The organism is Streptomyces sp. NPDC006624 (genome assembly GCF_040611555.1).
In the GTDB taxonomy this organism is placed as follows: domain Bacteria; phylum Actinomycetota; class Actinomycetes; order Streptomycetales; family Streptomycetaceae; genus Streptomyces.
Genome location: NZ_JBEXOM010000028.1, coordinates 64,882 through 76,824, shown reverse-complemented (window position 1 = coordinate 76,824; position 11,943 = coordinate 64,882). Strand labels below are relative to the sequence as shown.

The following is an 11,943-nucleotide window of genomic DNA, read 5'->3' as shown; positions in this document are numbered from 1 at the left end:
ACACCACCCCCCAGGTCATCCCATCGACAGGGGGCAACAGTCATGCCGGGCCCGGAGGCCAGCGGCCCTCTTGCAGGACCGCGAAGAACATAACGAGGGCCAGCGGCATCCGGGGGTGGATGCGCCCGGCGGCGTCGGTGGCCTCCGTGGTGAGGACGGTGCAGGTCGTCAGCCAGGCGGCCGGGTCGTCGTCGTCCGCGACCTGCGGGTCGCGCCAGTACGCGTACAGGCCGGCGAGGGCCATCACCTGTCCGTCCGCCGCATGGATGAAGTAGGGCTGCTTCCGGGCCTTGCCGGTCCTGTCGTCCTCGAGCGGCTGCCACTCGTAGAAGCCGTCGGCCGGCAGCAGGCAGCGGTGCCTGGCGAAGGCGCGGCGGAAGGCGGGCTTCTCGTGCACGGTCTCGACCCGGGCGTTGATCATTCGCGAGCCGATCCTCGGGTCCTTCGCCCAGCCCGGCACCAGCCCCCAGCGCAGCGCTCGCAGCTCCCTGCGCACCGGCGCCCCGGTGCCGCCGCGCGGGGCGCGCTCGAGCACGGCGTAGACGTCGTCCGTGGGGGCCACGTTCCAGTTGGGTGCCAGCGTCTCGTCGGGATGCCACTGCGTGACGTGGAAGAGCCGGGTCAGGTCCTGCGGACTCCGGGTGGAGACATAGCGGCCGCACATGAGGCCACTGTGCCACGGCGGCCGCGACCCGGCTCAGAGCAGGCCGGCAGCCAGCAGCAACGCCGCCGAGGAGCCGAGCAGCACCGGGCAGATCTTGAACCAGATGACGCCCGTGCGCGCGCCGGTCAGAGCCGTCAGCACCGCGAGGACGAGCAGCGCTCCCGCGACGACCCGGTAGACCCAGTCGACGGTCGCCGTCCCGCCGCCGACCGCGGTCACCACGATGATCAGCACGGCGAACGACCACATGGTCACCGCCTCGGCCAGCCACTCCTGGACCAGCACCCGGCGGTTGTCCGTGGAGATCTCCCCGAATCCGGCGACGACGGACCGGGTCGGGACCGCGTGCGACACCCCCCACAGCCCGACCAGGCCCGCGGCGATGTAGGCGAGAACGTACTCCATGCCCACAGGGTCCGCCGACGTCCCCGGCGGCGCCACTCAGCTGGTGCGGGCGACGTAGTAGACGTTGAGCGGGTCACCCTCCACGGACTCCGCACGGACGTGCGCGAAACCGGCTTCCCGGAGCATCCGTACCGCCGTCTCCTCGCCCCACACGGTGCCGAGTCCGGCGCCGCCCGTGCTGAGCGACGTCGTCATGCAGTAGAAGACGGAGAAGCCGTAGAGCGCCGGTCCGAAGGGGTGGCCGATGTTCTTCTCCAGGCTGCTGGAGGCGGCGATGTCGCCCATGAGGAACGTGCCGTCGTCCCGCAGGGCATGTGCGATCGCCGCGAGCGTCTCGGCGGGACGCGCCAGGTCGTGGATGACGTCGAACGCGGTGACGAGGTCGTACTCCCCGGTGATCCGCGCGGAGTCCCCGAGCGTGTAGCGGAGGTTGCCCAGCCCGGAGCGGGCCGCCTGCGCGCGTGCCGCCTCGATCCCGGCGTGCGACTGGTCCAGGCCGTGGAAACGGCTCGCGGGGAAGGCGCGCGCCAGCACCAGGGGCGCGTGTCCCTGCCCCGTGCCCACGTCCAGGACGTCGATCCCGTCCCGCAGCCGCTCGGTGAGTCCCGGCACCAGCGGCACGATCGTGTCGACCAGCGCCCGGTCGTAGACCCGGGCGGTCTCCTCGGCCTGCAGGGCCTGGAAGCGCGGATAGGCCGAATAGGGCACGCCCCCTCCCGTGCGGAAGCAGTCCACAACCCGCTGCTCGACCTCGCCCATGAGCGCGATGTACGGCATCAGCCCGGCCAGGCAGTCCGGGCCGGCCGCGGTCGTCAGCGAGGCGGCGTGCTCGGGCGGCAGGCGGTAGCGCCGTCCCTCCGGCTCGTACTCCACGAACCCGCCCACGACCATGCCGCCGAGCCACTCGCGGACGTACCGCTCGTCGAGGCCGGCCGCCTCGGCGATCTCCGCGCTGGTCGACGGCGGAAGCGAGGCCAGCGTGTCGAACAGGCCGCACTGGTGCCCCACACTGACCAGCAGCGCGAGGACGCCCTTGTTCAGGACGTCGGCGACCTCACCCGCGAACGCCTCCTGCCGGGCCCGGTCCACGGGAGCACGGTCCGTGTCATGAGCTGCCATGATCGCCCCTTCCGCCGGAGCGGTCGCGCGCATGGTGCAAAATGGTGTTGTTCGTCACGATACGGCAGGTTCTCACCGCGGGTTCCCGCGGCATGTGATCCGCTCGGCGGGCTCCTCGGGCCAGGTGCACGGTGTGGGCGAAGCGGCCCCGCGTGTTATTCAATGAGGTGTGCGCTCAGGGATCTCGGGGCCCCGTCGCACGAGTCCGAGTACCGCCCCGGCGCCGCGTCGGGGACTGCTGAGAGAGCCGCATGGACTCCACACCCTCGCCCTCGTCCTCTTCAGCGTTCGACCTGGTCAGCCGTGCCCTGGGGCGCTACATCCCGCGCGCCGGAGCGGCAGCGCCCACCGGTTCCGCCGACGCGCGCGAGGACCGTCCCGCGCCCCGGCGGGTGGTGGACAGCCCGGAAGCCGGCCGTCAGGAGCAGATCCTCGGAGCGGTCAACCTGGACAAGGACCTGATCATCACCCGCTGCAACCTGGACGCCCCCGTCTTCGAGGGTCTGCACGTCGAGGCCGGGAAGCCGATCGTCGACCTGCTGCCCCCCGGGGACGTACCGACGGTCACCCGGCGGTTGCGGCAGGTCCTGGAGACCGGTGAGGCGCACGTCGCCCGGATCCAGCGGCTGCGGCGCAGCGACGGCTCCGAGCTGGTCGTCTCGATGAGCATCCTGCCCGCCGCGGCGCCCGAGGAGGGCCTGACCGTCTCCGTGATCGCGATGGCCAGGCGACTGCACCTGTACGCCGCCGAGACCGCGATCGGCACCTCCCTGGACATCGGCGAGACCGCGCAGTCGCTGGCGGAGTCCCTGCTGGCCTGGGGTGACGTGGCCGCCGTCGACCTCGACTTCGCCGTGTGGACGGGCGAGGGCGTCACCGGGCAGACCCAGCGGCGCATCCGGCTGCGCAGGGCGGCGCTGGTGCCCGACCGGGCGTGGCCGGAGGGCTACGTGACCCCGGGCGACGACCTGCCCGGTGACGCCAGCCGCCTGCTGGCACAGGCCATCCTGCGCGACGACGCCCCGCAGACCATCGTCATACCCGACCGCGAGACGGTGGAACGGGTGCTCGGCAGTCCACGCGTCGTGCGCGCCCTGGTGCCCAGTGAGCGGGCGGCGGGGGTGGCGTGCATCCCCCTGGTCCTGGACGGCTCGCCGCCCGTCGTCCTGGGCGTGGCGGAGGTCTGGCGCCGGTCGGACCGGCCTTTCCGCGACAGCGAGCTGTTCGACCTGCAGGAACTGGTGGCCAGGACCGCCCACCACGTCGACCTGGCGCGTCAGCACCAGCGCGAGCACACTCAGGTGCTCGCGCTGCAGCGCCGGCTCCTGCCCCGCAGCGGCGGCGACACCGTCGAGATCGCCAGCGTCTACCAGCCCGCCACCCCCGACAGCGCGGGCGTCGGCGGCGACTGGGTGAACAGCTTCCCGCTGCCGGACGGCCGTACCGCGCTGGTGGTCGGGGACGTCGTCGGGCACGGCCTGGGGGCCGCGGCGACCATGGGCCAGCTGAGCATGGAGGCCCGCGCACTGCTGTCCGCCGGCCTCGCACCCGACGAGGTGCTGGAGCACCTGGACGAGACCGTGTCGCTGCTGGACGACGCGGAGTCCGGGCTGACGGCCGGGTACAGCGCCCTCGGATCGACCTGCTGCATCGCCCTGTACGACCCGGTCAGCCACCAGGTGGCGCTGTCCAGCGCCGGTCATCTGCCCCCGGTCCTGGTCACCCCGGACGGGAGCGCGGGTCCGCTCGCGGTCCGGCCCCACCCCGGTCTGGGAGCCGAGTTCGCGCTCCGCGAGCCGTTCGACGTGTACACCTTCAGCACACCGCCGGGCTCCCTGCTCGCCCTCTACACCGACGGCCTGGTGGAGGACCCGGCCCTGTCGATCGACGAGGGCATCGACAGGGTGGCGGACGCCGTGTCCACGGTGCACCCCTGGGACGGCCTGCAGCAGGCCGCACGGCACGTCGTCGCCACGGTGGCACCCGCGTGCCAGCGCGACGACGTCACCCTGCTGCTCGCACGCATGATCGGCTACCGCAAGGAGGACACGGCGACCTGGCGGCTGCCCGCCCGCACCGACGCCCCCGCCCGCGCCCGCGCGCACGTCTCCGCGCTGCTGGGGCGGTGGCGCACCCGGAACGACACCCGGGACAACGTGCTGCTGCTCGTCAGCGAACTGGTCACGAACGCGGTGCGCCACGCCGCCGGTCCCATCACGGTACGGCTGATCCGGTCCGGGGCCGGCGTGCTGTGCGAGGTGGGCGACGCCGGCAACGGCAGGCCGCGCCTGAAGCGGGCCGGCCTGCTCGACGACGGCGGCCGCGGCCTGAGCATCGTGCACCGGCTCACCTCCCGGTGGGGCGTGCGGTGGACGGACACCGGGAAGGTGGTCTGGGCCGAGGTCACGCGGTGACCCCGGCCCTCCTCGGGAAGGCGCCCCCCTCTACAGCCACTGCCCTTCCAGGGCGGTGGCGGTCAGGCCCGGTGCCGCGGCGTACAGCACGGCGCGGTCGCCGGCCTTCTGCCGCCCGGCGTCGTACGCCCGCCGCATGATGTCGAACACGGCGGCGCCTCCGCGGTTGCCGCTGGTGTAGCTCTCCCGGCTGTGGTCCAGCAGTCCCGACGGCCACGCGTCGGGCATCGTCTGCTCCATGTACTCCAGCACCCGCGTCCCGCCGGGGTGCGCGAGCAGGACGTCGGGGTGCCAGGCCTCGGGCTCGTCCTGGTACCGGGCGCGCAGCCAGTCCCACATCGCCGTGACCGTCTCCTGGACGGCGCGCGGTCCGCGCCGGTCCATCACGAAGTGGGTCCCGTCCTCCCGGGTCTCCAGGCGGTGCAGGTCCTGGGTCCCGGGCAGGGTGTGGTGCCAGGCGGCGTCCAGCCGCAGCACCGACTCGGGCCGCGGGCGGCCCGTGACCACGGCGGCGACGGCGGTGTCGGCGAACAGCAACCGGACGATCAGCGACTCGAGCGTGTCGTCCGCGGGCTGGTAGGTCGTGCTCAGCGCCTCCGATATGACGACCAGGACCACCCGGTCGGGGTCCGCGGCCACGAGGTCCGCCGCCAGGGCCAGGGAGCGCGTCCCCGCGATGCAGGCCCACTGCGTGGCGGGCAGCAGCATCGTGTCGCTGCGCAGCGACAGCCTGTTGGCGAGGGAGATGTCCAGTCCGGGCAGCGCCGGAGTGGTCGAGTGACTGGTGATCAGGCAGTCGACGTCGGAGGTGTCGAGCCCGGCCGTCTGCAGGGCCCCGCGCGCCGCGCGCTCCCCGTAGGACTGCACGGCCTCCCAGGCCGGAGCGGTGCGCTCCTGCACGGTCTGCCGCGCCGGCACGGTCTCCAGGGCGGCGATCACGCGGTCCACCTCCTGCGGGGTGAACCCGTCGCGGGCCAGGGCCTTTTGGGCCGGCTCGACGCCGAGGGCGCGCAGGCCGTTGCCGCTGCCCGGGGCGACGGCGGTCTCCAGCGGCAGCATCCACCCGCGGGCCTCTATGCCGGTACTGGCCGCTATGGCGTCGATCCGCGGCGCCCACGCCGCATCCGGATGCCGGTCGCGCACCTCCGTCACGATCTGGCTGGTCTTCACGCTGTGCTCGCCGTGTATGACGGCAGGGGGGCAGAGGTAAGCGGCCATGGTGGGGCACCTTCCAGGGGAAGCGGAACGGAGAGAAGAGCAGGAAAGGAGAGGGAAGGGCAGGCGTGCTGTGTCGTGGGTCACGCGGAAGTCTCGTGCCCAAGGGGATGACGGCTGGCTCCACTTCGGGAGCCCGTTTCCGTACCGAGCATGGACGCTAATGGGACATTTCCGCTGTGATGTAGACAACTTAGGCAGATTTTGGGGTGCGTGACGCCGCACACACCCCTGAATCGGGCCCGCCCTCAGATCGCTTCCGCAGGTGTCCCTTGACCTGCCGTCAGTCAGTCCGTCTCCCGGCCTGTCAGCCGGACCGTCGGCCCTGCGACCGCTCGCCGCCGCGCAGCGCCGCCTTCCTTACTCCGGGACGGGTTCCAGCTTGCAGCGGAAGTGGCGCAGGAGCGGTGGCTGTTCGATCAGGCGGTAGCCCGGGATCCGCTCCTTGTCCTTGGCCACGGCGGTGAGCACCTCGCCGACGTAGTCGAGGTGGCTGAGGCCGTACGTCCTGCGGGGAAGCGCGAGCCGGACCAGTTCGTAGGGCGCCGCGGTGACGGGGGCGCCGTTGTCGTCCTCGCTGCCGAGGTAGAGGGAACCCAGTTCCACCGAGCGGATGCCGCCCTCGAGGTAGAGGTGGCAGGCGAGCGCGTGGCCGGGGAAGCGGTGCGGGGCGATGTGCGGCAGCAGACGGCCCGCGTTGAGGTACAGCGCGTGCAGCCCCGGCGGTTCGACGATGTCGATTCCGGCGGCCCGGGTCAGCCGGGCGAGGTGCTGCGCGGCGTCGGCACGGGCCTGGAGGTAGCGGGGATCGGTGACCTCGGTCAGCCCTTGCGCGATCATGTCCAGGTCCCGGCCGGCCAGACCGCCGTAGGTGGGGAAGCCCTCCGTGGCGATGAGCAGCGGCTCGCACCGCTCGGCGAGGGAACGGTCGCGCAGACCGAGGAAGCCGCCGATGTGGACGATGCCGTCCTTCTTCGCGCTCATCATGCAGCCGTCGGCCAGCCGGAACGCCTGCTCGGCGACCTGCCGCGGGCTCATGTGCCGGTAGCCGGGCTCGCGTCGGGTGACCAGCCAGGCGTTCTCGGCGAAGCGGGCGGCGTCGAGGAAGAGCGGAACCCCGTGGGCGCGGCACAGGGCGGCGGCCCGGGTGAGGTTGTCCATCGAGACCGGCTGGCCCGCTTCGCCGTTGCTGGTCAGCGTCATGACGACCAGGGCGACCCTGGAGGCGTCGGGACCCCGCAAGGCCTCCGCCAGCCGGTCCAGGTCGATGTTGCCCTTGAACGGCTCGTCGCTGTCCAGGTCCCTCGCCTCCGGGCAGGGCAGGTCCACCGCCTGGCAGCCGTTCAGTTCCACGTTGGCGCGGGTGGTGTCGAAGTGCGTGTTGCTGAGCGTGATCCGCCCCGGGCTGAGCAGCGTCGAGAACAGGATGCGTTCCGCCGCCCGGCCCTGGTGGACGGGCAGGACGCAGGGATAGGAGGTCAGGTCGCGCACCACGTCCTGGAAGTGGTGGAAGGACCGCGATCCGGCGTACGACTCGTCACCGGCCATGCCCGCGGCCCACTGCGCCGCCGACAGGGCACCCGTGCCCGAGTCCGTGAGCAGGTCGATCGTCACCTCGTCGGCGCGCAGCCCGAACAGGTTGTAGTGCACCCGCCGCAGGGCCCGCTCGCGCTGCGCCCGCGTCGTCACCGGAAGGGGCTCGACGACCTTGATCCTGTAGGGCTCCATCACCTCGCCCGCCCTTCCCCCGCGCGCTCCGCCGTGCGCGCGGGGCGCACCGCGTAGGCCTCCGGCGAGAAGTAGACGTTCACCCGCGGCGGCTGCCACATGCTCCGCACGAGCGACACGTACCCGATCAGCCCCACGCCGTCACGGGGGTGACGGGACGTCATCGCGTCCCACGCGGGGCCGATGACGCCCGGGTCCATGCCGTGGCGCCGCAGCACGGCCACCGCGCGGTCCCGGGCGACCCCGTCGTCCCGCGCGTAGTCGCGGACCGGTACGTGCACGGTGTGGGCGCTCGGGTGCTCCCGGTCCCGCTCGGTGTAGGACAGGCAGGACACCAGCGGACGGTGGCCGAAGCGCCCGGGACCGCCTCCCACCGCGCGGCAGAACTCGCCCGCCCGCCCCGCGGGCTCTCCGGGCAGCAGGTGCGACACCTCGTCCATCTCCGCGGCCGAGAAGTCGTGGTGAGCGACGTAGACCTTCACCCGCGGCGTGTCCCAGCCGCCCAGGTCCAGGGCGAAGAAGAGGATCTCGTCCCGGTCCGGGCCACGGGGCATGGCCCGGTCCCGGAGCGCCGGCCATGCCCCGCCGAACCCGCAGCGGCGCAGCGCCTCCTCCACGACCTCGGCGGACCGCTCCCGCCCCCGCGCCCGCGGGTCGACGTACACCTTGACCCCCGGAGGCAGGTCGTGGCGCAGGTCCATCGCGCACCACAGCGCGAAAGAGCCGCGCATCACGGGCGGGAAGAACAAGTCCGCCACCCGGTCCACCGGTTGCGTCGAGAAGCCCCTGCGCGCCGCCAGCTCCTCCAGGGCCCGCCGCCCCAGGCGGCCGTTCTCCTCCAGCGTGCCCGCCGCGCAGCCGGGTTCGACCAGGAGACGTACGGCCACCGGGCCTCCGGCCGTGAAGGCGAGGGAGAATTCCGCCGGGGAGTGGTCGTCGCAGACGAACGAGGGTGAGGGCGGTCCGGCCCGCAAGGGGCGGCCCACCGCGGCGCCGAGCAGGTCGAGCAGGTCGAACAGAGGCCGGCCGGAGCCCCGGCCCGAGTCCGCGAACCCCGCCGCGCCGCACAGGCGGCGCAGCTGATCCCGCAGATGCTCGCCCAGGGTCACGGCGGCGGGTGCCTCCGCCGGTGCCGTCTTCCCGGCGGCGGAGTGCGGAAGCCGAGGGTTGCTCAAAGCCATGTGCGGACTCCAGGACTGTGTGCCGTGAACGCTGGGCCCACGGTCCCCACCCCGCCCCTCGCCCCGGTCACCTCCCGGTCACGCCGCGGCTACAATGCGTGTCAGGGTGGTCACTTGACGTCGCTGCGGGTCGGCTGCCCGCGGGCGGATGACCGGGGGAGCGGTGAGTACGCGGTACGAGTTCAGAGTCCTTGGCCCTCTCGAAGTCCTGCGCGACGGGCGGCCCGTGCGCATCGACGCGGCCAAGGTCCGGCTGCTGCTGGCGGCTCTGCTCGCCGAGGCCAACCAGGTGGTCACCGTGGAGACGCTGGTGCACCGGCTGTGGGGGGAGGACCCGCCCGGCCGCGCACGCAACACGCTGCAGAACTACGTCCTGCGCCTGCGCCGCGCCCTCGGCAGCCCGCCGGGCGGTGCGCCCGTGCTCACCCGCCCCCACGGCTATCTGATCGAGACCGCGCCGGACGCGCTGGACCTGCACCGTTTCACCGCCCTGGTCCGCCAGGGCCGCACGGCTCTCGCGGAGGGCTCGGCGGCCCGCGCGGCACCGCTGCTGCGCGACGCCCTGCGGCTGTGGCGCGGTGACCCCCTGTCCGACCTGCCCGCACACCTCCTCCAGGGCGTCGTGGCGACCCTGAACGAACAGCGTCTCGACGCGCTCGAGTCGCGGATCGACGCGGACCTCGCCCTCGGCCGCGCCGCCGACGTCCTGCCGGAACTCCGCGGCCTCATCGCGGAGTTCCCGCTGCGCGAGCACTTCTGGGCCCAGCGGATGCTGGCACTCGCGCACTGCGGACGGCAGGGCGAGGCGCTGGAGAGCTACCGCGAGGTGACGGCGCTGCTCGCCGACGAGCTGGGTGTGGCTCCCGGGGCCGGGCTGAGGCAGGTCCACCAGCGGCTGCTGGCAGCCGCCCCGGAGCTGACCGAAGTACGGGACGTACGGACGGCTTCGCCGTCGCGGGACGGCGAACTGCCCGTGGAGATGACCACGTTCGTCGGCCGCGAGGCGCAACTGGCGCGGGTGCGGAACCTGCTGGGGACCGCCCGGCTCGTCACCCTCACCGGAGTGGGCGGGGTCGGCAAGACCCGGCTCGCCCTGCGGGCCGCCGCCGAGGCCGCCCCCCTGTTCGCCGACGGGGTCCGGCTCGCCGACCTCGCCCCGCTGAGCGACGCGGACCTCCTCGACCGGGCCGTGGCGGAGGCGCTCGGCCTGCGCGACCAGTCCGCGCGGCCCGCCGCGGACGCCCTCGTCGGTCATCTGCGGGACCGCCGCCTGCTGCTCGTCCTGGACAACTGCGAGCACCTGGTGGACCACGTGGCCGCGCTCGTGCTGAGGCTGGCGCGCGCGGCACCCGGACTGCGCGTCCTGGCCACGAGCCGGCAGCGCCTGGGAGTGCCCGGCGAACACGTGCTGACGGTGCCGTCCCTCACCCTGCCCGCCACCGGCGCCCGGACGGGCGGCACCTCGCCGCCCCCGGAGGCGGGGGCCGGGGAACCAGGGGCGGGCCAGGCAGTGGCGGGTGCGGTCGTCGCAGCAGAGGCCGACGACCCGCTGCTGCGGTACGAAGCCGTGAGGCTCCTCGTGGACCGCGCCGCCGGATCCGCCCCCGCTTTCCGGCTCACCGCCCGCAACCGCGAGGCGGTCGCCCAGCTGTGCCTGCGCCTCGACGGCATCCCGCTCGCGATCGAACTCGCCGCGGTACGCCTGAGCGCGATGACGGCCGAGGAGATCCTCGAACGCCTCGACGACCGGTTCCGCCTGCTGTCGGTGCCGCAGCCGCGCACCTCCGCCCGCTACCGCCACACCCTCCGCGGCGTCGTCGACTGGAGCTACGACCTGTGCACCGAGGGCGAACGGCTGCTGTGGAACCGGCTGTCCGTGTTCTGCGGCGGCTTCGACCTGGAGGCGGCGGAAACGGTCTGCGCGGGTGAGGGCGTGGCCCGCGAGGAGGTCCTCGACCTGCTGGCCGGGCTCGTCGACAAGTCGATCGTGGCGGTCAACAGCGGCGGTGCCCGCGCCCGGTACAGCCTGCTGGAGACCATTCGCCAGTACGGCGCACAGCGGCTGCGCGAAGAGGGCGGCACGACGCGACTGCGGGTACGGCACTGCGCGTTCTACCGGCGGACCGCCGTGGAGGCGGGCCGTACCTGGTGCGGGCCGCGCGAGGTCGACTGGCTGGTCCGGCTGCGCACCGAACTGCCCAACCTCCGCGCCGCCCTCGACTACTGCGCGAGCAGGCCCGGCCTGGCCGGCGCCGGACTGGAGATCGCCGTCAACCTGGCCCGCACCCGGTGCTGGTTCTTCAGCAGCACCCTGGGGGAGGGCCGGCACTGGCTGGAACGGCTGCTCGCGACCGGCCCGGACGGGACACCCGCACCGGCGGCGGACGCGGCGGACGCGGTGGCCGCCGAGCCGCCGGACGCGCTGACGGCGATCGCCGGCGCGCTCGCGATGAAGGCGTGGATCGCGCTCTGCCAGGGCGACAACCCCGCGGCTGAGACGTTCCTGGCCGAATGCCGTGCCGTGGCCCGGCGCCTGCCGGACGGCCCGGAGGCGGCGCCGCTGACGTACATCGAGGGGGCGCACGCCATGCTCGTACGCGGCGACCCGGCCAGCCGCGCGCTGCTGGCCGAGGCGCGGGAGCGGTTCCGCGCGACGGGCCGGACCGGCGACGCCCACATGGCGACGATGCTGTGGGCGATGGCGGAGGCGTTCTTCGGCACCCGCGACTCCGCCGCCGCGGCACGCGACGCGTACGCCGCCGAGGCCGGGGCGAGCGGCGCCGAGTGGGCCCGCACCTGGGCCCAGTGGTGTGCGGGCCTCGTGGAGCTGCGGCACGGCGAAGCGCACAGGGCCCTGGCCCCGCTGCGGGAGGCGCTGGTGCGGCAACGGGCGATCGGGGACAGCTGGGGACCGGTCTGGGGCCTGGAGACACTGGCCTGGGCGGTGGCGGCCACCGGCGACTGCGCCCGGGCGGCGTGGCTGCTGGGCGCCGCCCACCGCATGCGGCAGGACACCGGGGTGGCCCTGACCGGCCTGCGCCCCTTCCACGAGGCCCACATCGCCACCGTGACGCGGGTACGGGCGTCCCTCGACGCCCAGCAGTACACGGCGGCCTGGTCCCGGGGCGCCACCGCCGAGGACGCTCTGCGCCTGGCACAGGAGACCCCCTCACGCAGCCGTTGTCTGTCATGATCGGTGCATCGGTGCATCGGTGCA

Annotated in this window: 8 protein-coding genes; 2 read left to right on the top strand and 6 right to left on the bottom strand. The window is 73.6% G+C overall.

Annotated elements, in window-relative coordinates; translation table 11 throughout:
- Positions 1-40: 40 nt before the first annotated feature.
- From ABZY20_RS33765 to ABZY20_RS33755, 3 genes are read right to left on the bottom strand one after another with little or no spacing between them, the layout of a single operon-like run.
- Positions 41-664, bottom strand: coding sequence for an SOS response-associated peptidase (locus ABZY20_RS33765; RefSeq protein WP_356446771.1), 624 nt, complete (start codon positions 662-664; stop codon positions 41-43).
- 33 nt (positions 665-697) lie between these two features.
- Positions 698-1,069: a hypothetical protein gene (locus ABZY20_RS33760; RefSeq protein ID WP_356446769.1), complete on the bottom strand. Its 372-nt coding sequence runs from the start codon at positions 1,067-1,069 to the stop codon at positions 698-700.
- Between the two features lie 36 nt (positions 1,070-1,105).
- A complete protein-coding gene (locus ABZY20_RS33755) occupies positions 1,106-2,188 on the bottom strand; it encodes a methyltransferase domain-containing protein (protein WP_356446767.1) in 1,083 nt (360 codons plus the stop codon).
- A 251-nt stretch (positions 2,189-2,439) separates the two neighbouring features.
- Between ABZY20_RS33755 and ABZY20_RS33750 the strand changes: the two genes are divergently transcribed.
- Positions 2,440-4,602, top strand: coding sequence for a SpoIIE family protein phosphatase (locus ABZY20_RS33750; RefSeq protein WP_356446765.1), 2,163 nt, complete (start codon positions 2,440-2,442; stop codon positions 4,600-4,602).
- Positions 4,603-4,632: 30 nt separating this feature from the next.
- On the opposite strand, the gene ABZY20_RS33745 is transcribed toward ABZY20_RS33750, so the two are convergent.
- From ABZY20_RS33745 to ABZY20_RS33735, 3 genes are all read right to left on the bottom strand, one after another.
- Positions 4,633-5,820, bottom strand: a complete 1,188-nt coding sequence (locus tag ABZY20_RS33745; RefSeq protein WP_356446763.1) for a type III polyketide synthase — start codon at positions 5,818-5,820, stop codon at positions 4,633-4,635.
- A gap of 357 nt (positions 5,821-6,177) precedes the next feature.
- Entirely contained in the window at positions 6,178-7,545 is a 1,368-nt protein-coding gene (locus ABZY20_RS33740; protein ID WP_356446761.1) for a tryptophanase, read from the bottom strand.
- Entirely contained in the window at positions 7,545-8,726 is a 1,182-nt protein-coding gene (locus ABZY20_RS33735) for a tryptophan dimethylallyltransferase family protein (protein WP_356446760.1), read from the bottom strand. The genes ABZY20_RS33740 and ABZY20_RS33735 overlap by 1 nt, the downstream gene beginning before the upstream one ends.
- 163 nt (positions 8,727-8,889) lie before the next feature.
- Here ABZY20_RS33735 and ABZY20_RS33730 point away from each other — a divergent pair, with 163 nt between their 5' ends.
- Positions 8,890-11,919 carry a BTAD domain-containing putative transcriptional regulator gene (locus tag ABZY20_RS33730; protein WP_356446758.1) on the top strand — a complete coding sequence of 1,010 codons (3,030 nt, stop codon included), beginning with the start codon at positions 8,890-8,892 and terminating at the stop codon, positions 11,917-11,919.
- Positions 11,920-11,943: the final 24 nt, after the last annotated feature.

Coding starts and splice junctions, on each gene's coding strand:
- ABZY20_RS33765 (WP_356446771.1), bottom strand. CDS start 664: ATGTGCGGCCGCTATGTCTCCACCCGGAGTCCGCAGGACCTGACCCGG.
- ABZY20_RS33760 (WP_356446769.1), bottom strand. CDS start 1,069: ATGGAGTACGTTCTCGCCTACATCGCCGCGGGCCTGGTCGGGCTGTGG.
- ABZY20_RS33755 (WP_356446767.1), bottom strand. CDS start 2,188: ATGGCAGCTCATGACACGGACCGTGCTCCCGTGGACCGGGCCCGGCAG.
- ABZY20_RS33750 (WP_356446765.1), top strand. CDS start 2,440: ATGGACTCCACACCCTCGCCCTCGTCCTCTTCAGCGTTCGACCTGGTC.
- ABZY20_RS33745 (WP_356446763.1), bottom strand. CDS start 5,820: ATGGCCGCTTACCTCTGCCCCCCTGCCGTCATACACGGCGAGCACAGC.
- ABZY20_RS33740 (WP_356446761.1), bottom strand. CDS start 7,545: ATGGAGCCCTACAGGATCAAGGTCGTCGAGCCCCTTCCGGTGACGACG.
- ABZY20_RS33735 (WP_356446760.1), bottom strand. CDS start 8,726: ATGGCTTTGAGCAACCCTCGGCTTCCGCACTCCGCCGCCGGGAAGACG.